Source organism: Salinibacterium sp. ZJ450 (assembly GCF_011751885.2).
Lineage (GTDB): Bacteria > Actinomycetota > Actinomycetes > Actinomycetales > Microbacteriaceae > Ruicaihuangia.
On the sequence record NZ_CP061771.1, the window covers coordinates 775,259 to 798,244 of the forward strand.

The following is a 22,986-nucleotide window of genomic DNA, read 5'->3' on the forward strand; positions in this document are numbered from 1 at the left end:
CGATTCGGAGTTCCACGGTCCTTCCATTGCGGAGTTCTTCCCCGACATTGTGCTGTTCGAGGGCACTCCGTTCGCCATGAACCGCATCATGCTCATCCGCATGCTGGCGTTCCTGGTTCTCGTCCTGATCTTCTGGCTCGGCACGCGCAAGATGAAGATGGTCCCCGGCCGCTTCCAGAGCGCGGTCGAAATGGGCCTCGACTTCGTGCGCATCAACATCGCCGAAGATCTGCTCGGCAAGAAGGATGGCAAGCGCTTCCTGCCGTTGATCACCACGATCTTCTTCATGGTTCTATTCATGAACCTGACGGGAATCATCCCGTTCCTGAATATTGCCGGCACGTCGGTGATCGGTGTTCCACTGGTGCTGGCCGCGGCCGCGTATATCGCGTTCATCTACGCCGGCGTCAAGAAGCACCCCGGTGCCTTCTTCAAGAACTCGCTGATGCCTCCCGGCGTCCCGCCGTTCCTGTACATCATCGTCACGCCGATCGAGTTCATCTCGACCTTCGTCCTCCGCCCGATCACGCTCACGCTCCGACTTCTGATGAACATGGTCGTCGGTCACCTGCTGCTCGTGCTCTTCTTCTCGGCGACGCACTTCTTCTTCTTCACGCTCACTGGATTGCCGAGCCTGTTCGGGGTCGGCACGTTGGCATTCGGCATCGTGTTCACCTTCTTCGAGCTTCTGATCGCCGTACTTCAGGCGTACATCTTTGCCCTGCTGACTACTGTCTACATCCAGCTCGCGCTGGCTGAAGAGCACTAATACGAACCTGGCACTTGCCCGGTTCGCCATCACGGAAGGAAATACAACGTGGACGCAACATCCGTTCTCGCTGAAATCAACGGCAACATTGCTACCGTCGGTTACGGCCTCGCCGCCATCGGTCCGGCCATCGGCGTCGGTATCGTCGTTGGTAAGACAATCGAGTCGGTTGCCCGTCAGCCCGAACTGCAGGGTCGCCTCACGGTGCTCATGTACATCGGTATCGCATTCACCGAGGCGCTCGCCTTCATCGGTATTGCGACCTACTTCATCTTCGTCTAAGCCGGTTCCATGCTTCCCGAATTGGTAAACGCAGCAGCAGAAGCGACGCACAACCCGCTTCTGCCGGCTGACTACGACATCATTTGGTCGCTGATTCCGTTCGCGCTGATCCTCTTCCTCTTCTGGAAGGTCGTTCTTCCGCGGATGCAGAAGACGCTCGACGCTCGCGCCGAGGCCATCGAGGGCGGCATGAAGCTCGCCGAGACCGCGCAGGCCGAGGCCGCAGCCGCACTCGACGAGTACAACAAGCAGCTCGCAGAGGCTCGCGCCGAGGCGGTGAAGATCCGTGACCAGGCTCGCGCCGATGGTACGAAGATCCTCAACGACCTCAAGGTGCAGGCTTCGGCCGAGGCCGCTCGCATCACCGCTAACGCGCAGGCACAGATCGAGGCGGAGCGCCAGAGCGCACTCGTCTCGCTGCGCAGCGAGGTCGGCACGCTGGCGATCGACCTGGCTTCCGGAGTCATCGGTGAAAGCCTCAGCGACGACAAGAAGGCGTCGGCGCTCGTCGATCGCTTCCTGGCCGAGCTTGAGGCAGAAGAAGTAGCAAAGGCGAACAAGTAGCAATGGGTTCCGCAACGAGAGAAGCACTCGCCGAAGCAACGGCGAAACTAACCGCGCTGTCGGGCGTCGACATGGCGACGGGCGAACAGCTCTTCGCCGCGGGTCGAGCGCTCGGCGAGTCCGGCCAGCTGCGCGCTGCTCTCGCGGACCCCTCCGCTGACGCCAGCGGCAAGCAGGTGCTGGTCGCCAGGGTGTTCGCCGAGCTGAGCCCGGTCACCGTCGAGTTGCTGCAGGCCATCGCAGCGGCCCGTTGGTCGAACCAGGATGACCTGCTCGCCGGCGTGGAAGAGATTGCGATCCGCGCCACGGCAGCATCCGCTCCCGCCACGGTCAACATCGTCGGCGAACTGTTCTCCTTCGGAAGCGCCGTGACTTCCGATTCGGAACTGGAATTGGCGGTCGGCAGCAAGCTGGGCAGCCCGAAGGCGAAGGCACAGCTGGTCAACCGGCTGATCGGGGCGAAGGCGAGCGCGCAGACTGTCGCGATCCTGGAGCACTTGGTACAGCAGCCGCGCGGGCGCCGCATCGCAGAACTGCTGCGTACGGCATCCTCGATCGTGGCCGATCAGGCAGGCCTCGCTGTGGCGACCGTGTCCACCGCAGTTCCGCTGACGAGCGCACAGCTCGAGCGGCTCCGGGTGGGTCTTGCGGCGCAGTTCAAGCGTGACCTGCAGATCAACCAGGTGATCGACCCCTCCGTCCTCGGCGGCCTGCGAGTGCAGGTCGGCGACGACGTCATCGACGGCAGCATCGCGTCGAAGCTCAACGACCTCAGACTTCAGCTCGCTGGCTGACCAGCAAGGAATAGGAAAGAACATGGCAGATATCACCATCAGCCCGGATGAGATCCGTGATGCGCTGAAGGACTTCGTCAAGTCCTATGAGCCCGGCAAGACATCCACCGCCGAGGTTGGCCACGTGACCGACGCCGGCGACGGCATCGCGCACGTCGAGGGCCTTCCCGGTGTGATGGCTAACGAGCTCATCAAGTTCGCTGACGGGACCCTTGGTCTCGCGCAGAACCTCGATGAGAACGAGATCGGCGCCATCGTGCTCGGTGAGTTCACCGGCATCGAAGAAGGCATGGAAGTCACCCGCACCGGAGAGGTTCTCTCCGTTCCCGTCGGTGAGGGCTACCTCGGCCGCGTCGTCGACCCGCTCGGCACCCCGATCGACGGCCTCGGCCCGGTCGCCACCGAGGGTCGCCGCGCACTCGAACTGCAGGCACCCGGCGTGATGCAGCGCAAGTCGGTGCACGAGCCCATGCAGACCGGCATCAAGGCAATCGACGCCATGATCCCGATCGGCCGCGGCCAGCGTCAGCTGATCATCGGTGACCGCCAGACCGGCAAGACCGCGATCGCGATCGACACGATCATCAACCAGAAGGCCAACTGGGAGTCCGGCGACGTCAGCAAGCAGGTCCGCTGCATCTACGTCGCCATCGGCCAGAAGGGCTCGACGATCGCTGCCGTCAAGGGAGCGCTCGAAGATGCCGGAGCCATGGAGTACACCACCATCGTGGCCTCTCCTGCCTCCGACCCCGCCGGCTTCAAGTACCTGGCGCCGTACACCGGGTCCGCCATCGGTCAGCACTGGATGTACCAGGGCAAGCACGTCCTGATCATCTTCGATGACCTGTCGAAGCAGGCCGAGGCCTACCGCGCCGTGTCGCTGCTGCTGCGTCGCCCGCCGGGACGCGAAGCGTACCCCGGTGACGTCTTCTACCTACACTCCCGCCTGCTGGAGCGTTGCGCGAAGCTGTCCGACGAGCTGGGTGCCGGCTCGATGACCGGCCTGCCGATCATCGAGACCAAGGCGAACGACGTGTCCGCCTACATCCCGACCAACGTGATCTCGATCACCGACGGCCAGATCTTCCTGCAGTCCGACCTGTTCAACGCCAACCAGCGTCCCGCGGTCGACGTCGGAATCTCCGTGTCCCGCGTCGGTGGTGACGCCCAGGTGAAGTCGATCAAGAAGGTGTCGGGAACGCTCAAGCTCGAGCTCGCCCAGTACCGCTCGCTCGAGGCGTTCGCGATGTTCGCGTCCGACCTCGACGCCACCAGCAAGCGTCAGCTTGCCCGCGGTGCGCGACTGACCGAGCTGCTGAAGCAGCCGCAGTACTCGCCGTACCCGGTCGAAGACCAGGTCGTGTCGATCTGGGCGGGAACCAACGGCAAGCTCGACGAGGTTCCGGTTGAGGACATCCTGCGGTTCGAACGCGAACTGCTCGACTACCTGGGCCGCAACACCTCGGTGCTGACGACGCTGCGCGACACCAACGTGCTCGACGACAACACCGTCGCGACGCTCGAAACCGAGATTGACAAGTTCAAGCTCGAGTTCCAGACCGGCGAGGGCAAGCCCCTGGCATCGGTTGGCCGCGAAGAGTTCGAAGAACTGGCTGCCGAAGAGGTCAACCAGGAGAAGATTGTTAAGGGTCGCCGCTAGGTAACCAACCTGTCCGTTTCCGCTGATCGAGCCTGTCGAGATTTCGACATGCTCGATCAGCGGGGGACATGATCTCGACGACACCAGACTTAGGGAAAGAGACACATGGGAGCGCAACTTCGGGTCTACCGGCAGAAGATCAAGTCTGCCCAGACGATGAAGAAGATCACCCGCGCCATGGAGCTGATCTCGGCATCACGCATCACCAAGGCGCAGCAACGGGTCCTCGCATCCGGGCCGTACTCGCGCGCCGTGACGCGCGCCGTCTCCGCCGTCGCAACGTTCTCGAACGTTGACCACCTGCTGACCACCGAGCCGGCGAAGGTGGAACGTGCCGCCATTGTGATCTTCGCGTCCGACCGTGGGCTTGCCGGGGCGTTCAGCTCCAGCGTGCTCAAGGAAGCAGAGGAGCTCACCTCACTGCTGCGCAGTCAGGGCAAGGACGTCGTGTACTACCTGGTCGGCCGCAAGGCTGTCGGGTACTTCTCGTTCCGTCACCGTGACTCGGAGCAGGCATGGACCGGTCAGACCGACCAGCCGCAGTTCGAGACCGCACGCGAGATCGGCGCGGCCCTGGTGGAGAAGTTCGTGCAGCCCGCCAGCGAGGGCGGCGTCGACGAGATTCACATCGTTTACAACCGCTTCATCAGCATCGTCACCCAGGTGCCAGAGGTGGTACGTCTGCTGCCTCTCGAGGTTGTCGAAGGCGTCGAGGAGCCGGGCGAGAACGAGGTCCTGCCGCTCTACGAGTTCGAACCGGATGTCGCCAGCGTGCTTGACGCGCTGCTGCCGGTGTACATCGAGAGCCGGTTGTACAACGCGATGCTGCAGTCCGCGGCATCCGAGCATGCTGCACGTCAGAAGGCGATGCAGTCGGCAAGCGACAACGCAGACAACCTGGTGCGCGACTACACCCGCCTTGCGAACAACGCCCGCCAGAGCGAGATCACCCAGCAGATTTCCGAGATCGTCGGCGGCGCAGACGCCCTCGCCTCGTAACGAAGTAAGAACCCACAGGAGAGAGAAGACATGACTGACACCGCCCTCGCGCCGGTCGCAGAGAGCACGGCTGCCGGCGTCGGCCGTATTGCCCGTGTTACCGGCCCGGTCGTCGACATTGAGTTCCCCCACGACTCGATTCCCGAGATCTACAACGCGCTGAAGACCACGATCACGATCGGCGACTCGTCGACCGAGATCACGCTTGAGGTCGCTCAGCACCTCGGCGACGACCTCGTTCGCGCCATCGCCCTGAAGCCCACCGACGGCCTCGTGCGTGGCCAGGAAGTGCGCAACACCGGCGCCGCGATCAGCGTCCCGGTTGGCGACATCACCAAGGGCAAGGTCTTCAACGTCACGGGAGACGTGCTGAACCTCAAGGAGGGTGAGACGCTCGAGATCACCGAGCGCTGGCCCATCCACCGCAAGCCCCCGGCATTCGACCAGCTGGAGTCGAAGACTCAGCTGTTCGAGACCGGCATCAAGTCGATCGACCTTCTGACCCCGTACGTGCTCGGTGGAAAGATCGGCCTCTTCGGTGGTGCCGGTGTCGGTAAGACCGTGCTCATCCAGGAAATGATCCAGCGCGTTGCGCAGGACCACGGTGGTGTGTCGGTGTTCGCCGGTGTCGGCGAGCGTACCCGTGAGGGCAACGACCTCATCCACGAAATGGACGAGGCGGGCGTGTTCGACAAGACCGCACTTGTCTTCGGCCAGATGGACGAGCCGCCGGGAACGCGTCTTCGCGTGGCGCTGTCCGCACTGACCATGGCGGAGTACTTCCGCGATGTGCAGGGCCAGGACGTGCTGCTCTTCATCGACAACATCTTCCGCTTCACCCAGGCCGGATCCGAGGTGTCGACCCTTCTCGGTCGTATGCCGTCCGCCGTGGGTTACCAGCCGAACCTGGCCGACGAGATGGGTGTGCTCCAGGAGCGCATCACCTCGACCCGTGGCCACTCGATCACGTCGCTGCAGGCCATTTACGTGCCCGCTGACGACTACACCGACCCGGCTCCGGCCACCACGTTCGCGCACCTTGACGCGACCACCGAGCTCAGCCGTGCGATCGCCTCGAAGGGTCTGTACCCGGCGATCGACCCGCTGACCTCGACCAGCCGCATCATGGACCCCCGCTACTTGGGCGAGGACCACTACCGTGTCGCGACCAACGTCAAGCAGATCCTGCAGAAGAACAAGGAACTGCAGGAGATCATCGCGATCCTCGGCGTTGACGAGCTGTCCGAAGAAGACAAGGTCACGGTTTCGCGTGCCCGTCGGATCGAGCAGTTCCTGTCGCAGAACACCTACATGGCGAAGAAGTTCACCGGTGTCGAGGGCTCCACGGTTCCGCTGAAGGAGACCGTCGAGTCGTTCGACGCGATCGCCAAGGGTGAATTCGACCACGTCGCCGAGCAGGCGTTCTTCAACGTCGGTGGCATCAGCGACGTCGAGGCGAAGTGGGCACAGATCCAGAAGGAGAACGGCTAACCATGGCCGAACTCAAGGTCAGCGTGGTCTCAGCCGACAAGGAGGTGTGGTCGGGAACTGCGAAGCAGATCGTGGCCCGCACCACCGAGGGCGAGATCGGCATCCTGCCGGGACACGAGCCCATCCTCGCGATCCTCGCGATCGGTGATGTGCGCGTGACCACCACGAGCGGTGAACTCATCACGGCGAAGGCTGACGGAGGATTCCTCTCGGTCGAGCACGACACGGTGACGTTGCTCGCGGGCGAGGCGGCACTGAAGTAGGTGCCGTGCAGCCGGCTCGCCGGCTGGACGCATCGCACACAGATGCTGTTTCTCCTTCCACCCTCAGAAACCAAGCGTGACGGGGGAGCGGAGGGTACAAGGCTTGACCTTGGTGCCCTCCGCTTTCCTTCATTGCGGCGGCAGCGAACCGCCACGGTCGCGGCGCTCAGATCGCTCTCCGGCGACCGGGACGCGGCGCTGCGCGCGCTCAAGCTCGGCCCGAAGCAGCACGCCGAGATCGACCGCAACCGGAGTGTGCGTTCCTCCGCGCTAATGCCCGCCATCGACCGGTACACCGGCGTGCTCTACGACGCCCTGGACGCGCCGTCGCTCAGTGCAAGCCAGCGTGACTTCGCCGCGCAGCACGTGGTCATCCACTCGGCGCTGTTCGGCCCGATCGGCGCCCTCGACCCGATCCCGGCATACCGGCTGTCGCACGACTCGCGGCTGCCCGACCTGGCGCTCGGCAAGCACTGGCGCGATGCAGCAGCCTTCGCGATCGCGACGGGGGCGGCGGGGGCGGGCGGCGGCGCTTCCGGCAACGGTTCCGGCGCTGGCCTCGTGCTCGACCTGCGCTCCGAGGCCTACGTGCACCTCGGCCCGGCGCCCGCTGGCTCCTTCTTCGTGCGGGTGGTGTCGGAGGGTGACGACGGCGTGCGCCGCGCCCTCAACCACTTCAACAAGAAGGGCAAGGGCAGCTTCGTGCGGGCGGTCATCCAGGCGGAGATCGACCACGCCGACCTTGCCTCGCTGCTTGATTGGGCGGCATCCGCCAGCGTCCGGCTGTCACCAGGGGCGCCAGGCGAGCTCGAGCTCGTTGTCTGATGCCCTCGCGGCGTACCCCGCCGGTAGCCGATGGTCGATGCCCTCGTGGGTCAGTAGCCACGACTTGGTCAGAACACCCTCGCCCTGGCTGTAACCGGTGATTCTCCCGTCGGCGTTGAGCACGCGGTGGCAGGGTACGAGCAATGCGATCGGGTTCGCCGCGACCGCCGCACCGACCGCGCGGCCGGCGGAGGGTCGGCCGGTGGCCGCGCCGATCGCCCCGTAACTGGTCACGTCGCCCCACGGTGTCTCTCGTAGGCAGTGCCAGACTGCCTGCTGGAACGGTGTGCCCTGCGGGTACAGCGGCAGCGTGAACGTGTGCCGGTCGCCGGAAAAGTACTCGGCCAGCTGCTCCGCCGCCTCGTTGAGAAGGGGGTGGGGGTTCGTCAACAGTTCGTCGGGTGGCTCGGCGGGGTCCGCGATGCTGAGGTACGTGATCGCGAAGCCGTTCGACACGACGTACAGGCGACCGATCGGCGACGGAACTGCGCGCATGTAGAACTCGGGGTCAGGACGGGCATCAGAGGTCATGCCGCAGACGGTAGCCGCGGCATCCGTCGCCCGGTGTTGTCTGGTTCCGGCTCGGGGGAGAACTGCGATGGCTGCGGTCGGTGCAGGATAGGACGGTGACTATCGAGTATCGCAACCTTGGCCGTTCCGGCTTGCGCGTCAGTACCATCGGCCTCGGCTGCAACAACTTCGGCCGCCCCGGCTCGAAGACCGAGACGCAAGAGGGCACCGCGGCGGTCATCCATGCCGCCATCGATGCGGGCATCACCCTGTTCGACACCGCCGACATCTACGGATATGAGTACGGCCGCAGCGAGAGCATGATGGGCAAGGCGCTCGCGGGTCGTCGTGATCAGATCGTGCTGGCGACCAAGTTCGGCCACGCCGACTATGAGTCCCCGCTGACGAACTGGGGCGCGAAGGGGTCGCGGCGGTATGTGCGGCAGGCGGTCGAGGGCTCGCTTCGTCGTCTGCAGACCGACTGGATCGATCTGTACCAGCTGCACACTCCCGACCCGCTGACGCCGATCGAGGAGACCCTCGACGTGCTCGACGACCTGATCCGCGAGGGCAAGGTGCGCTACATCGGGCACTCCAACTTCGCCGGCTGGCAGATCGCCGACGCCGAGCTCACCGCCCAGCTGCACGGCCATCCCCGGTTCGTGTCGGCGCAGAACGAGTACAGCCTGCTCGTGCGCGGCGCGGAACAGGAAGTGCTGCCGGCCGCGAACGCGTACGGACTCGGATTCCTGCCATATTTCCCGCTCTACAACGGACTGTTCACCGGCAAGTTCAGCCGCTCCGGTGGCCCGCAGGACAGCCGCATCATGCGGCAGCGGCCGCACCTGCTGCAGAACGCACCGTGGGACGTGATCGAGCAGTATCAGGCGTTCCTCGATGAGCGCGGGGTGAGCATGCTGGAAGGCACCTTCGGCTGGCTGCTCGCGCAGCCGGGACTGACGAGCGTGATCGCCGGCGCCACCACCGCCGAGCAAGTTGCCCAGAACGCGGCGGCCGCGACCGCGTGGCGGCCGTCGGACCAGGACGTGCAGGCGATCTCGGAGCTGTTCGCCGCCCGATAGCCGCGCGGCCTGCTGCAACTCTGAGCGAGATCCGCGAGATCCGCTAGTTCTGCACAGGCGGGAACTATCCACAGCCAGGCATCGACCCGAGCCATTGGGCCGCGATCGGCGCACAGTGGGCCCATGCAGACCATCGTGAAGGCCCCCGCGCCGCAGGATTTTCTCGCCCTCGTCCCGCAGCTCGCGGGATTCCAGCCGCATAACAGCCTGGTGATCGTGGCCTTTCGCGGCAATCGCACCTGCGGCGCGATCCGTTTCGACCTGCCCGACACGACCTCAGCGAAGGTGCACAAGCGGATGGCGCTCACCATGATGGGCCTGATTTGCAAGATCCACGGCGTCGATGCCGTGGTGCCGGTGGTCTACTCCGACGAGAGCGTGGCCGACGGCCGGATTCCGCAGGACTCGTTCGCCAGAGCTGTAATCACGCGTGCCAGGCTGTCGGGCTTCCTGGTGCGTGATGCGCTCTGCCAGGCGGCGGACGGCTGGAGCAGCTACCTCGATCCCGCGCGGCTGGCGCATTCGCTTGACGAGGTGGACCGGTCGTCGGTGCACGACGCCATTCCAGCGGCCGATCGAAGGGAGGTGGCGGATGTCGCGGCCGGCGCCCTGCTGCCGGCCGTCGACTTCGCCACGCGAGAGCGCGTCGGCCGGGAGCTGCTCAGCCTGCAGCAGCTCTGCGAAGACACCGAATGCGTCGACGAGCTGCCGGTGCTCCTGAGCGACATCCCGCTGCTGTTCGAAGCCGCCCTGCACTGGGACGCGGCGACGGTGTCGCCCGCCGACGCCGCGCTGCTGCTGTACTGCCTGCAAGGGCCGCCCGCCCGCGATGCGATGATGCTGCAGTTCGCGTTCGGGCTGGATATCGGGGCGGCGGTGCTGACCGAGAATCTGCGCTTCGTCGACGACGGCACCATCAGCGACACGCTTGAGGACGGGGCTCGACGGCTGTGGGGCGAGGGGCCGCGGCCCGACCCTGAGCGGGTGGATCGAGCGATCCTGCTGCTGAAACAGCTCGCTACGCGGGCGCCGCGAGCTGCGCGGCCTGCGCCTCTGGTGATGCTCGCCTGGCTGAACTGGGCACTCGGCTTAGGGTCGGCCGCCAGCATCCTCGTGGCCCGCGCCCTGGAGATCGACCCCGAGTATGGCATGGCCGCGCTGCTGCGCCACCTGTTCGCGTCGGGCCAGCTGCCCGAGTGGGCGTTCGCCGTACCGGATTGAGCGGCGCCGGGGTCACTCTGGATCAGTGAGTCGAAGGTTCGGGCCTTCGACTCGCTCCTGGCTCCGGGCCTTCCAAGCTTCGGGGGACCGTTCTCGCGCGGGCGCAGCTGAGGTCTGGTGATTCGGCCGCGCCGCGCCGAGCCGAGCCGAGCCGGGCCGCGCCGAGCGAGCCGGGCCGGGCCGCGCCGAGCGAGCCGGGCCGGGCCGCGCCGGGCCGGGCCGGGCTGCTGAGGTCTGTCGTTTGGTTGTTCGTGAAGCGGCGGAAGGACCGATTGCCAGACCTCACCCGCTTCTAGTGCCCGATCAGCGGTCCGACCAGCTTCGCGGCGACGGACGGGCGGCCGGTGAGCCGCTCCTCGGCGTCTGCCGCGCCCATCGCGAGAAGGCCGAGGTTCGCGTCGATGAAGCGCAGCGGCTCCGGTTCCCAGCGCGGCGACTGGTGATTGACCCAGGGCAGCCGGGTGAGCGGCGACTCGACCCCGGTGATCAGGTCGGCGAGCGTGCGTCCCGCGAGGTTGGTGGTGCTGAGCCCGTCTCCGACGTAGCCACCAGCCGATGCGATACCCGTCACCGGGTCGAACCGCACGGACGCGTGCCAGTCTCGGGGCACGCCGATCGGTCCACCCCACTGATGCGTGATCGCGGCATTCGCCGCTTGCGGTATCAGGTCGGCCAAGGCGTGTCGCAGGTGCTCGAAGACCCGCGGGCTGCGGTCGTATCCGGGCCGGATGCTGCTGCCCCAGTGGTAGCGGGCGCCCCGACCACCGAACGCGATCCGGTTATCTGCCGTGCGTTGGCCGTAGACCAGCAGATGCCGAAAATCGGTGAAACTCTGCCCGTGCTCGATCCCGATGGCATGCCACACCGCGTCAGGCAGCGGCTCGGTGGCGATCATCAGCGAGTACAGCGGCAGCACAGTGCGGTGCGTGGCGGCGAGGGTGGCCCCGTAACCCTCGGTGGCCAGCACCACGGTGCGCGCGCTGACCGTGCCACGCCGGGTGCGCACCTGATGCGGACGCCAGCCCAGCACATCGGTGCGTTCGTAGATCACGCCGCCCCGGCGTTCCACCGCCCTGGCCAGCCCGCGCACGAGCTTCGCCGGATGCAGCGTCGCGCACGCCGGGTCGAGAACGGCCTGCTCGTCACGCAGCGTGCGCGGCTCACCGAAGCGTTCCGCTTCGGCAATCTCCGCCCGCGCCCGAACCAGTTGCGCGGCTGACCGCACGAATGACACGGTTCCGCCGTGTGCGTAGTCGCAGTCGATGCCCTCCGCCCGCGCGACCCGCCCCACCTCCTCCAGGGTGTCAACCATCGCCCGCCGCATCGCGACCGCCGATCGGTGACCGTGCCGCCGCTCGAGCGCTGCGGGCGAGGCCGGGAACAGGGCGGAGCACCAACCGCCGTTCCGTCCCGACGCACCGAAACCGGCGATCTGCTTCTCCAGCACCACAACCCGAAGGCCCGGATCCTGCCGCAGCAGGTAATACGCGGTCCAGAGACCGGTCAGCCCGCCGCCGATGATGGCGACGTCGGCATCTGTGTTTCCGGGCAGGCTAGCGCGCGGGGTGAGATCGTCATCGACCGAGTCGTGCCAGAACGACAGGTCACGGTAGCCATCGCTCTTCACCGAGCAATCCAGCCTTGAGGTCGCAACCGCGGCCTACAGGTGCTCCAGCGCGCCGGTCAGCACCGACCGCAGGATGCGCTCGATCTCGTCGAACTCCTCCGGCCCGGTGGTGAGCGGCGGTGCCAACTGCACCACGGGGTCGCCGCGGTCGTCGGCCCGGCAGTACAGTCCCGCGTCGAACAGCGCACGAGACAGGTATCCGCGCAGCAGGTGCTCGGACTCAAGGTCGCTGAAGGTCTCCTTGGTGGCCTTGTCCTTCACCAGTTCGATGCCGAAGAAGTAGCCGTCTCCGCGCACATCGCCGACGATGGGCAGATCCAGCAGCTTCTCGAGCGTCGACCGGAAGATCGGCGAGTTCTCACGCACGCGTTCGTTCAGCTTTTCCTCTTCGAAAATGTTGAGGTTCTCCAGCGCGACCGCCGCAGACACCGGATGCCCGCCAAACGTGTAACCGTGGTAGAACGTGGTCTGACCGTGCTTGAACGGCTCATAGATGCGATCGGAGATGATTGTCGCGCCGATGGGGGAGTACCCGCTCGACATGCCCTTCGCGCAGGTGATCATGTCTGGCACGAAACCGTAGGTGTCGCAGGCGAAGAAGTTGCCGATGCGTCCGAACGCGGTGATCACCTCGTCAGAGACGAGCAGCACGTCGTACTGGTCACAGATCTCACGCACCCGCTTGAAGTAGCCGGGCGGCGGTGGGAAGCATCCGCCGCTGTTCTGAACCGGCTCGAGGAAGATCGCGGCCACCGTCTCTGGGCCTTCGAACAGGATCATCTCCTCGATGCGGTTCGCCGCCCACAGCCCGAACGCCTCCTCGGTGCCCTCGAAGCCCATCTCGTGGGCCCGGTAGTAGTTGGTGTTCGGCACCCGGAACCCGCCGGGCGTAATGGGCTCGAACATCTCCTTCATCGCCGGGATGCCGGTGATCGCCAAGGCACCCTGCGGGGTGCCGTGATAGGCGACGGCGCGCGAGATCACCTTGTGCTTGGTGGGGCGTCCCATCAGCTTCCAGTAGTGCTTCGCCAGCTTGAACGCGGTCTCGACCGCCTCACCGCCGCCGGTGGAGAAAAACACCCGATTCAGGTCGCCCGGGGCGTAGCCGGCGAGCCGGTCGGCGAGTTCGATGGCGGAGGGATGCGCGTAGGACCAGAGCGGGAAGTACGCCAGCTGCTCGGCCTGCTTGGCCGCAACTTCGGCGAGGCGCCTGCGGCCGTGCCCGACGTTCACCACGAACAGGCCACTCAGGCCGTCGAAGTATTCCTTGCCGGTGCTGTCCCAGATCTTGTGGCCCTCACCGCGGGTGATCACGGGCACCGGATGGCCCTCTTCGATCACCGACTGGCGGGTGAAGTGCATCCACAGGTGGTCTTTGGCCTTCTGCTGAAGCGCGCTGTGGTCGGTGGTTTCGACGAGCTGCTCTGTGGTCATGGTTATCGTGTTCCCCAGTTGTAGAGCTGTTTGTGGAGCCGGAGGTAGACGAACGTCTCGGTGGAGAGCACGCCGTCGAGGGTTCGAATCTGCGTGTTGAGCAGGTCGATGAGGTCGTCGTCGTTCTCGCAGACGACCTCGATGAGCAGGTCGAAACTGCCAGCGGTGAGCACGACATAGTCCACGGCCGGCATTTTGCCCAGGATGTCGGCGAGCACGGTGGTGTCGCCGGTGGCGCGGATGCCGACCATGGCTTGACGGTAGAAACCCAGTTGCATCGGATCGGTGACCGCAACCACCTGCATCACCCCGGACTCGGTGAGCTTCTGCACGCGCTGGCGCACCGCGGCCTCGCTCAGGCCGACGGCCTTGCCGATCTCGGCATACGAGCGCCGTCCGTCTTCCTGCAACTGTTCGATGATCGCCTTGGAGACGTCATCCAGCTGGTTGGGTTTCTTGGCCACCATGGCTCGATTCTGTCAGTGAAGAAGGTCATTCACAAGCGAATCCGAACCTTAGCGACCCGTTGGCCACTGAAAACGATGGTTGCCACGGGACTGGCGGTGGGTCGTCTGGTGGCTAGCGGTGTAGGTTCGAAGGTTGTGGACCCCGACATCGACGACACCATCATCGGGCAGCCTGCCGGCCGAGCCCGGCGCGGCGCCAGTTGGGGCGACGATCCGCAGGCCGCCGCGCTCGCCGATACCGTGCTGATCGCCGACACGGTGGTGCGTTCGAACGTCCCAGCCGGTGAGCGGCAACCCGCGACGACCGAGCCGCCAAGCGGCCCCCCGGCGACCAGGCCGCGCTACCGGTTCCGTATTGTGGGCGATCCGACGGAGTACGATCTCAGCGTTCCCGCGTTCATCGGACGCCGACCGAGCACGCCCCGCATCTACGACGCCGCGCCCCCGCAACTGATCACCGTCCCGTCCCCGTCGAAGCAGGTATCGAGCACGCATATTCAGCTGCGCGTGGACGGCAGGTCCATCGTCGTCACCGATTTACGCTCGACAAACGGCACGATTGTCACGGTGCCGGGATCGCACCCGCGTAAACTGCGTCAGGGTGAGTCAATGGTGCTCACCTCCGGCGCCGTGGTGAACATCGGTGATGGCAACAGTATTGAGGTCCTCGCATGAGCTCGCCGAGTGACGAACCCAACGACCCCCGCAGGAAGGCGCCGTGACACAAATCGGCCATGACATCGCCGACTTCGCCTTGGATATTCCGGGGCGGGAGGGCGCGCGCATCCGCCTGTCCTGGGCAAGCGCGACAGACATCGGCCTGCGCCGCAGCATCAACGAAGACAGCTCGATCGCCCAGGCGCCGATCTTCGCGGTGGCTGACGGCATGGGCGGGCACTCCTCAGGGGACCTCGCGAGCGACGCCGTCGTCTCGCGTCTCGCCGACGTCGCCGTTTCGCACTTTCTCACCCCCGACCAGATCACCGAGGCCCTGGTTAACGCAACCGCAGACATCGAGAAGGTCACCGATACCAGCATGCTCGGCGTCGGAACGACGGTGACCGGGGCGGCCCTGGCCCTGCGCGGTATCGACCCATGCTTCGCCCTGTTCAACGTCGGTGACAGCCGAACCTACCTGTTCGAAGACGGCCGGCTGACGCAGGTCACGATCGACCACTCCGTGGTGCAGGAGATGGTGGATGCCGGCATTCTCAGCGCTGCCGACGCCGAGTCCCACCCCGACAGCAACGTGATCACCCGCGCCATCGGCTTCGGCGCCACGCCACAGCCGGACTTTTGGATGGTGCCGATCCGCACCGGCCAGCGCGTGCTGATCTGCTCGGACGGGCTCACCAAGGAGGTGGGCGCCGAAGATCTGACCGGGATGCTGGCCGCCGGTGCGTCATCGCTGGACACCGCCAACTCCCTGGTCGACGCGGCGTTGAAAGCCGGCGGACGCGACAACGTCACCGTGGTCATCGTCGATGTGCTCGAGGCGCCGGATGACCGCGAGTTCGACGAGGACATCGAAGACACCGCGCCGCGCCGCAACTAAGAGGCACCAAACCACATCGACACGCCCCCCGTTCGGGGGCATGCCCCGGTCTGGGCGCGGACAGCTGCCTACAATGGTGGGGTTCGCTCTGGCGGGGCAAGGGGGGATTGTATGACGCGCAGGCTGCCGTCCCAGCCTCCCGTGTTGCCGGGATTCATGCACCTGCACGTGCTCGGCTCCGGTGGGTTCGCCGATGTGTTCCTCTACGAGCAGCACATGCCGCGCCGACAGGTCGCAGTGAAGGTGATGCTGAGCGACGCCGTCAACGACAACGGGCGGCAGATGTTTCAGGCCGAAGCCAACCTGATGGCGCAACTGTCCTCGCATCCGTCGATCCTCACCGTGTACCAGGCGAGCGTCTCCTCTGACGGGCGTCCGTACCTGGTGATGGAGCTGTGCTCGTCCGTGCTGAGCGACCGGTACCGCCGTCAACCGATCCCGGTGCCGGAAGTCCTGCGCATCGCCGTCAAGATCGGCAGCGCCCTGGAAACCGCGCACCGCGCCGGCGTGCTGCACCGCGACGTCAAGCCGTCGAACATCCTCACCACCGCGTACGGGCATCCGGTGCTCTCCGACTTCGGAATCGCCGCCACCCTGTCCCAGTCGACCGGCGAGGGCGTCATCGGCCTGAGCATTCCCTGGTCGGCGCCGGAGGTGCTGCTTGACGAATCGGCGGGCAGCGTGGAGAGCGAAGTGTTCTCGCTCGCGGCGACCGTGTACTCCCTGCTGGCCGGACGCTCGCCGTTCGAGGTGCCGGGCGGGTCGAACACCTCGGCCGACCTGATCAACCGGATCACCCGCGGCAAGCCGCAGTCGATCGGACGGGCGGATGTCCCGGCCAGCCTGGAACAGGCGCTGCAGCGCGGGATGTCGCGGAAGCCCGAAAACCGCCCGTCCAGCGTGCTGGAACTGGTGCGCGAACTGCAGGCCGTCGAGTCGGAGTTGGGCGTGCCGCAGACGGCGATTGAAGTGGCGATGGACGACTGGGCGCTTGCCACCGTTGCCGACCTGGAAGACCGCACCCGCATCCGCGGCGTGACCGGCGCGGTGACCTCCGCCAAGCGCCGTCGTCGCCGGGCTGCCGTCGAGCAGGACTATCAGGCGGTGGGCACCGTGGTGCGCGACTCCCACGGGCAGCGCTCAACCGGCACCGCCTCGGCCGGACACAGCCGCGGCATGCAGGTGTTCTCCTGGGTGCTGGTGGTGAGCGCCGTGCTGGTGATCGCCCTGGGCGCGACCGCAACCATGATGCTCATCCGGGCGAACTCATCCGACATCCCCGTCGTCTCGAACATCGCGGGTGAGGAATCTGGGGGAGTGGTGCGCTTCAGCTGGACCGACCCTGGACTAGCCGCCACCGACAGCTACGACGTGCGTGTCGGTAATGAGGTCTCGGCATCCCAGCAGTCCACGACCTTCACCGTCGACGCGCAGCCCGGCGAAAGCGTCTGCATCACCGTCACCGTGAACCGGGAAGGCAAGACCGGGCCGTCGTCGGCCCAGAAGTGCGTCGAGGCGGCTGAGTGACGGCGCGGAGCTCATGATCCGGGCCTGGCTCGCAGCACGGAAAACCGGCGTCGCCACCGCCGCGAGCGGGGGGCTGATCGCGGCCCTGGTGGCGGCCGTCGCGATCGTCTCCAGCGGGTACACCGCGCAGAAACTCGAGCTGTCTGATGGGTCGGTGTGGGTGCCGAACGGTGCGGAGCAGGTCGTCGGCCGGGTGAGTACCGAGGTGCTCGCGCTCAATACCGTGGTCGAGGCGACAGGTGCGGAGCTTACGGTGGTGCAGGACGGCGCCACCGTGCTGATGATCGATCACGGCAACAGCAAGCTGGATGTGATCGACCCCGCCACCTCACAGCCGGTGGAGAGCGTGCCGCTGCCCCCGGAGAACCCGGCCGTGTTCCTGGCCGGGGAGCGCGCGGTGATCCACGCCCAGGGCACCGGCGAGATCTGGATCTTGCCGGTCGCAGACATCGCGTCATACGACCCGGAAAGCGAGCCGCAGCTGAGCCTCGGCGTGGACTCCGTGTCAAGCGTGGACGGCAACGGCCTGCTGACGGTGTTCTCGCCGGACACCCGCACCGTCTACCAGGTACCCGCGGCGCAGAGCGACGTGGTGCGATCCACGGTGCGCACCAGCATCGGCGACGACACCGGCGAGTATGCGGTCACCTCGGTAGGCGGGCGTTGGGTGGTGCTGGATGTCGCGGCCGAGCAGCTCGAGACCGTTGGCGGAGTCGTCGACCTGAGCGGGATCACCGAGGGAGAGCGTCGACTGCAGCTGCCCAGTCTGGACGGCGACGCCGTGCTGGTCGCCCACGGCGCAGGCCTGGTGCGTGTGCCATTCGACGCTACCGACGCCGAGGTAGTGCTCGACGGTCAGGCCGGAACCCCCGCCCGGCCGACCGTGGTCGAGGGCTGCGAGTTCGCCGCCTGGACCGGAGGGCAGGCTTGGCGGCATTGCGGCACGCAGACGGCAGACACCCTCAGCCTCGCCGGGATGCCCGGCACCGGGGAGCTGGCCTTCGCCCGCAACGGCAAGCGGGTGGTGCTGAACGAGAGCGCGGCAGGAGCCAGCTGGGCGGTGCAGCGGGACGGCGAGCTCATCAACAACTGGGCTGAGCTGATCGAGACCGAACAGAGCCAGGAAACCGTCGAGGAGAACGACGAAGACACCCCGCCGGAACTGGAGAAGACCCAGGTTCCGCCGGTCGCCGTGAACGACGAGCTCGGCGCTCGCCCCGGACGCACCACCGTGTTGCCCGTGCTTCTGAACGACTACGACGCCAACGGTGACGTGCTGGTGATCAGTGAGATCAGCGCCGCGAACGAAACCAGCGGCCGCATCGACTTCATCAACCAACGCCAGCAACTGCAGCTGACGCTGGATCCGGGAGCGAGCGGGCAGTTCACCTTCGAGTACACCATCACCGACGGCCGCGGCGGCGAGGCCAGGGCCAGCGTCGCCGTCACGGTGCGCGGTGCCGACGAGAACTCGGCACCGGTGCAGGCCCGCGCCACCAAGTCCACCGTGCAACAGGGCGGCAGGCAGTCGACCGAGGTGCTGAGCGACTGGGTCGACCCAGACGGCGACGTGTTCTACCTGACCGCGGCCAGCGTCGATGAACCAGACACCACCAACTTCGAGCCGGACGGCACCGTGGTGTTCACCGAGGGCGGCGGCAGCGGCGACGTGCGCACGGTGTCGCTAGCGGTCACCGACGGCACCGCGCAGGGGGTGGGATCGCTCACGGTCACCGTGTACCCGGCGGGATCGGTGCCGATCATCGCCGAGACCTTCGTCGTGCTCGCCTACGCCGGGCAGGAGATCACCATCTCGCCGCTGGCGCACGTGCGCGGCGGCAACGGCCCGGTGCGCTTGAACGGCGTTCCGGAGAAGACCGGCGCCACCATCACGCCCAGCTACGAGACCGGCAGCTTCACCTTCGTCAGCGAGCAGGTCAGGACCCACTACCTGGAATACGTGGTCGCCGATGACGGGCAGTCGGTCACCGGCCAGGTGCGCGTGGACGTCGCGCCGCCCGCTGACGCGAATACCACACCGATCACGGTGCCGAAGGTGGTCTTCGTGAAGACCCTCAGCCAGGAGACCGTGGACGTTGCCGCGACCGACATCGATCCGGCCGGCGGGGTGCTCGTGGTCACCGATGTGATGAACGTGCCAGCGGACTCCGGCGTACGCGCCGAGGTTCTGGAACAGCGTTCGATCAGGGTGACGCTGACGGCGCCGCTGGAATCGGGCAGCGTGATCTTCAATTATCGGGTCAGCAACGGGTTAGCGGAGGCCGACGGCGTGGTCACCGTGGTGGAGATACCCCGACCCGCCCAGTTGCAGCCGCCGATCGCCAACGACGACGCAGTGAACGTGCGCGTCGGCGACGCGATCGACATTCCGGTGCTCAGCAACGACCTGCATCCGGATGGCGAAGAGCTCACCCTGAACCCCGCGCTCACCCGCGACGTGCCGTCCGGCGGAGGTCTGCTGTTCGCCGCCGGCAACGTGCTGCGCTACCTGGCGCCATCCAGTCCCGGCGTCTACACGGCGGTGTACGAGATCACCGGGCCCGGCGGGCAGAGCGCGCAGGCGCAACTGACGCTGACTGTCAAGGAAGACGACATCGCCACCAACAACCCGCCGGTGCCGAAGGCCGTGACCGCGCGGGTGCTGGCCGGCGAAGCAGTGCGGATCGACATCCCCCTCGGCGGAATCGACCCGGATGGCGACTCCGTGCAGCTGCTCGGGCAGGAGGGCAACCCGGCCAAGGGCTCCGTTCTTGAATCCGGTCCTGACTACTTCGTCTACGAGGCGGGCGACTACTCCGCCGGCACAGACAGCTTCGACTACACCGTCGTCGACGGGTTGGGTGCCCGCGCCACCGGCACGGTGCGGGTGGGCATCACCCAACGCGTCGGCACCCGCAACCCCATCGCCGTGGAAGACGAGGTGGCCGCGCGACCGGGACGGAGCGTCTCGGTGCAGGTGCTCGCCAACGACTCCGACCCGGACGGCAGCGCCCTCACCGTGACCGCGGTGGAAACCGCCGACCCGGACGTTACCGCCGAGATCGTGGACGAGCAGTTCGTTGTGGTCACCCCTCCCGCCGTGCCCGGCCGGTACGGCCTGGTGTACACGATCGAGAACGCGTTCGGAGGGAGCAGCTCGAACTTCGTGACCGTGGTCGTCTCGGACACGGCGCCGCTGGCGTACCCGATCGCCCGGGACAGCGTGGTGAGCCTGAGCGACGTGCTCGACCGGGAGAGCATCGACGTCAACGTGCTCGGCAACGTGTTCTTCGCCGACGGCAACACCCGCGAGCTCGGCCTGACGGTGATGAGCGGATATCGGGATACCGCGACGGTCAACTCGCGGAAGTCGATCACCGTCACCATCACGAACGACAGCCAGATCATCCCGTTCGCGGTGTCCCATCCGGATGACGACAGTATCCGCGCATATGCGTTCATCTGGGTTCCCGGATTCGATGATGCGCTGCCGCAGATCGACCGCAGCGCGGACCCGTTGACCGTGGTCAGCGAGGAGACCCTGCGGATCAACCTGAACGACTACGTGGTTGCCGTCGGAGGCCGCCAGGTGCGGCTGACCGACTCGAGCACCGTGCGGGCGACCAACTCCGACGGATCGAACCTCGTCATCGACCCGTCGACGCTGCAGTTCAGCTCGGCTGATCTGTATTTCGGTCCCGCGTCGATCACCTTCGAAGTCACCGACGGCAGTTCGGCGAGTGACCCGGACGGACGCACCGCCATCCTGGCGCTGCCGATCACGGTGACCCCGCGCGAGAATCAGCCGCCGGCGTTCGCTGGCGCCACCGTGGAGTTCGAGCCGGGGACCGAACGCGAGTTCGACCTGCTGCGGCTGACGAACTACCCGTACCCCGACGACTACGACGAACTGCGCTACGAGCTGCAGGGCACCCTGCCGGCCGGCTTCGAGTTCGCGCTCGACGGGCAGCGCCTGACCGTGCGCGTCGATGAAGCCACCCCGAAGGGCACCACGGCGGCGGTCACCGTGGGCGTGCGCGACACCACCACGGCGGGCACGGCCGGTCGGATCCAACTGCGCGTGGTGCCGTCGACGCGGCCGCTGGCAAGTCCCGCCGCCGACTTCCAGATCACCAAGCGGGGACAGACCACCACCATCGACGTGCTCGCCAACGATCAGGCCACCAACCCGTTCCCCGGCGAGCCGCTGCGCGTGGTGGCGATCCGCGGCATCAGCGGCGGGACCCTGCCGGCCGGCGTCTCGGTGACCCCGAGCGCGGACAACTCCCGGCTGACCGTGACCGTCTCCGACGCCGCCTTGCCGATCGACGCCAGCCTGCAGTACCAGGTCGCCGACGCCAGCGGCGACCGAGACCGCTATGTGTGGGGCGCTGTCACCATTTCGGTGCAGGATGCCCCGGACGCCCCGGTGGCACCGAGTCGGGCCACTGGCGGCTATGAGGAGGGGCTGCTCACCCTGCAGCTGACCGCGCCGCAGTTCAACAACTCGCCGATCATTCGCTACGAGGTTCTCAGCCAGAGCAACGGCAGCTACCGGCACGACTGCGGACTCGCGCTGCGGTGCGCACTGAACGACCTCACCCCTGGGCAGAGCTACCAGTTCACGGTTGTCGCTCACAACGCGATCGGGGCGTCGGAGCCGAGCCAGCTGAGCGTGCCTCTCGCCGCTGACTACCTGCCGGCCGCTCCGACATCCGTGACCGTTCGGCCGCTGCCGCACCCGTCGGCCCCAGGGTCGATCACCATCGACTGGTCGGCAGTGCCCGATCCGCCGCGCGGCAGCGCCGTCAACCGATACGTGGTGGCCATCACCGGGTCAGGCCTTGGCTGGTCGACCGAGGTCGGCCGTGACACCACTACCCTCACCACCACCGCGAACGGCGGGCTGCAGCCAGGTGCCAGCTACGACGTGACCGTCTATGCCAGGAACGGCGCCCAGGTCACCGAAGCCGACTGGCGTCGATCCACCGCGGCGACCGTCGTCGCGGTCGGTGCGCCGACGGCGGCGCCGGGCGTCACCGCCGCCACGGCCGCCGATGGGTCGGGCGCAGTGACGGTCACTTGGGGGGACAGCAGCCCGAACGGGGCCGGGGCGGTGACCTACTCGGTGGGTCGGGTCGACGGTCAGGCGGCCGCACCCGCCTGCACCCCGTCGAGCAAGCCGGCCGAGATCGTGCGTGGTGTGGGCTCCGGCTGGACAGACTCCAGCGCGGTCGATGGCCGCGAGTACACCTACCTCGTCTACGCGGACAACGGCTTCTACTGCACGGCCGCATCGACACCACCGGTGGTGTCGATGAAGGCACCAGGTCAGGCCTCCGGAGACGTCGACGTCCAAGCCCGCGGCGTCAGCGGCCGGTTCGACGTGCGGGTCGCCGATCGCGGCGGGCTCGACGTGGCATCCGGCACGGCCCAGAAGTTCCAGTACCGGCTCGGCGGTGGGGCGTGGGTCGACGTACCCGGCGACGGCTGGCTCACCTCCGCTCAGAACTCGGCCGTGTACGGCGGCGCTCTCGGCGTCGAGTTCCGCGGATGTCGCGACGGCACAGACGCATACTGCGGCCCGGCATCGGACGCCGCGACCGCGACGCCGGTGAACACCCGCGCGAACATGCAGGAGTGCACGGTCGGCGGCGCGCCGGTTCCGATCGCTCCGGTCAATCCTGCGGGCGTCCCCACCGCGATCGAGTACCAGTACTCGTACAACCAGCCGGGCCCCGGCGGCAACGACAACTGGTCCGGCTTCTCACCCAGTGTTGCGGTTCCCCCGGGTGCCATCGCGGTTCAAGTCAAGGCCACCGTTACGATCGGAACAGACACGTGGACCGACCCCGGTCACGGACCAGGGCAGATGGAGGCATTCGGGTGTCAGACACAGCCGTGAGGGAAAGCTCA

The 22,986-nt window shown here is 66.7% G+C and carries 19 protein-coding genes; 15 read left to right on the forward strand and 4 right to left on the reverse strand.

Annotation, left to right across the window (positions count from 1 at the left end):
- The first annotated feature begins 76 nt into the window (after positions 1-76).
- From atpB to HCT51_RS03800, 9 genes are all read left to right on the forward strand, one after another.
- Positions 77-769, forward strand: coding sequence for a F0F1 ATP synthase subunit A (gene atpB, locus HCT51_RS03760; protein ID WP_370626908.1), 693 nt, complete (start codon positions 77-79; stop codon positions 767-769).
- A gap of 48 nt (positions 770-817) precedes the next feature.
- Positions 818-1,051, forward strand: coding sequence for an ATP synthase F0 subunit C (gene atpE / locus HCT51_RS03765; protein WP_166870485.1), 234 nt, complete (start codon positions 818-820; stop codon positions 1,049-1,051).
- A gap of 9 nt (positions 1,052-1,060) precedes the next feature.
- Positions 1,061-1,615 (forward strand): F0F1 ATP synthase subunit B, encoded by a 555-nt coding sequence (locus tag HCT51_RS03770; RefSeq protein WP_166870487.1) that lies wholly within the window; start codon positions 1,061-1,063, stop codon positions 1,613-1,615.
- A 2-nt stretch (positions 1,616-1,617) separates the two neighbouring features.
- Entirely contained in the window at positions 1,618-2,409 is a 792-nt protein-coding gene (locus tag HCT51_RS03775; RefSeq protein ID WP_166870489.1) for a F0F1 ATP synthase subunit delta, read from the forward strand.
- A gap of 22 nt (positions 2,410-2,431) precedes the next feature.
- Entirely contained in the window at positions 2,432-4,069 is a 1,638-nt protein-coding gene (atpA, locus tag HCT51_RS03780) for a F0F1 ATP synthase subunit alpha (RefSeq protein ID WP_166870491.1), read from the forward strand.
- A 105-nt stretch (positions 4,070-4,174) separates the two neighbouring features.
- The gene (locus HCT51_RS03785; protein ID WP_166870493.1) at positions 4,175-5,068 is read left to right on the forward strand and encodes a F0F1 ATP synthase subunit gamma; all 894 of its coding nucleotides are present in this window, start codon (positions 4,175-4,177) and stop codon (positions 5,066-5,068) included.
- 30 nt (positions 5,069-5,098) lie between these two features.
- The gene (gene atpD, locus HCT51_RS03790; protein ID WP_166870494.1) at positions 5,099-6,559 is read left to right on the forward strand and encodes a F0F1 ATP synthase subunit beta; all 1,461 of its coding nucleotides are present in this window, start codon (positions 5,099-5,101) and stop codon (positions 6,557-6,559) included.
- A 2-nt stretch (positions 6,560-6,561) separates the two neighbouring features.
- The gene (locus HCT51_RS03795) at positions 6,562-6,822 is read left to right on the forward strand and encodes a F0F1 ATP synthase subunit epsilon (protein WP_166870496.1); all 261 of its coding nucleotides are present in this window, start codon (positions 6,562-6,564) and stop codon (positions 6,820-6,822) included.
- A 42-nt stretch (positions 6,823-6,864) separates the two neighbouring features.
- Positions 6,865-7,647 carry a YaaA family protein gene (locus tag HCT51_RS03800; RefSeq protein WP_166870498.1) on the forward strand — a complete coding sequence of 261 codons (783 nt, stop codon included), beginning with the start codon at positions 6,865-6,867 and terminating at the stop codon, positions 7,645-7,647.
- Here HCT51_RS03800 and HCT51_RS03805 read toward each other — a convergent pair.
- Positions 7,609-8,178: a methylated-DNA--[protein]-cysteine S-methyltransferase gene (locus tag HCT51_RS03805; RefSeq protein WP_166870499.1), complete on the reverse strand. Its 570-nt coding sequence runs from the start codon at positions 8,176-8,178 to the stop codon at positions 7,609-7,611. The two genes, HCT51_RS03800 and HCT51_RS03805, sit on opposite strands and share 39 nt — an antisense overlap.
- 95 nt (positions 8,179-8,273) lie before the next feature.
- On the opposite strand from HCT51_RS03805, the gene HCT51_RS03810 reads away from it, so the two are divergent.
- Positions 8,274-9,239: an aldo/keto reductase gene (locus HCT51_RS03810; protein ID WP_166870501.1), complete on the forward strand. Its 966-nt coding sequence runs from the start codon at positions 8,274-8,276 to the stop codon at positions 9,237-9,239.
- Positions 9,240-9,362: 123 nt separating this feature from the next.
- Positions 9,363-10,460, forward strand: a complete 1,098-nt coding sequence (locus HCT51_RS03815) for a DUF4192 family protein (RefSeq protein WP_166870503.1) — start codon at positions 9,363-9,365, stop codon at positions 10,458-10,460.
- Positions 10,461-10,752: 292 nt separating this feature from the next.
- Here HCT51_RS03815 and HCT51_RS03820 read toward each other — a convergent pair whose 3' ends face one another.
- Genes HCT51_RS03820 through HCT51_RS03830 form a run of 3 tightly spaced genes read right to left on the reverse strand, consistent with a single transcriptional unit; the run spans position 10,753 to position 13,988 of the window.
- On the reverse strand, positions 10,753-12,087 hold the full coding sequence (locus tag HCT51_RS03820; protein ID WP_166870505.1) for an NAD(P)/FAD-dependent oxidoreductase: 1,335 nt from the start codon (positions 12,085-12,087) through the stop codon (positions 10,753-10,755).
- Between the two features lie 33 nt (positions 12,088-12,120).
- Positions 12,121-13,521 carry an aspartate aminotransferase family protein gene (locus HCT51_RS03825; protein WP_166870507.1) on the reverse strand — a complete coding sequence of 467 codons (1,401 nt, stop codon included), beginning with the start codon at positions 13,519-13,521 and terminating at the stop codon, positions 12,121-12,123.
- A gap of 2 nt (positions 13,522-13,523) precedes the next feature.
- The gene (locus HCT51_RS03830; RefSeq protein WP_166870509.1) at positions 13,524-13,988 is read right to left on the reverse strand and encodes an Lrp/AsnC family transcriptional regulator; all 465 of its coding nucleotides are present in this window, start codon (positions 13,986-13,988) and stop codon (positions 13,524-13,526) included.
- 15 nt (positions 13,989-14,003) lie between these two features.
- Here HCT51_RS03830 and HCT51_RS03835 point away from each other — a divergent pair, with 15 nt between their 5' ends.
- The 4 genes from HCT51_RS03835 (at position 14,004) to HCT51_RS03850 (ending at position 22,975) form a co-directional block, all read left to right on the forward strand.
- Positions 14,004-14,663, forward strand: coding sequence for an FHA domain-containing protein (locus HCT51_RS03835; RefSeq protein WP_166870511.1), 660 nt, complete (start codon positions 14,004-14,006; stop codon positions 14,661-14,663).
- 43 nt (positions 14,664-14,706) lie between these two features.
- On the forward strand, positions 14,707-15,543 hold the full coding sequence (locus HCT51_RS03840) for a PP2C family protein-serine/threonine phosphatase (protein ID WP_166870513.1): 837 nt from the start codon (positions 14,707-14,709) through the stop codon (positions 15,541-15,543).
- A 111-nt stretch (positions 15,544-15,654) separates the two neighbouring features.
- Positions 15,655-17,070, forward strand: a complete 1,416-nt coding sequence (locus HCT51_RS03845; RefSeq protein WP_166870516.1) for a serine/threonine-protein kinase — start codon at positions 15,655-15,657, stop codon at positions 17,068-17,070.
- Between the two features lie 13 nt (positions 17,071-17,083).
- Positions 17,084-22,975, forward strand: a complete 5,892-nt coding sequence (locus tag HCT51_RS03850) for an Ig-like domain-containing protein (protein ID WP_166870518.1) — start codon at positions 17,084-17,086, stop codon at positions 22,973-22,975.
- The last annotated feature ends 11 nt before the right edge of the window (positions 22,976-22,986 follow it).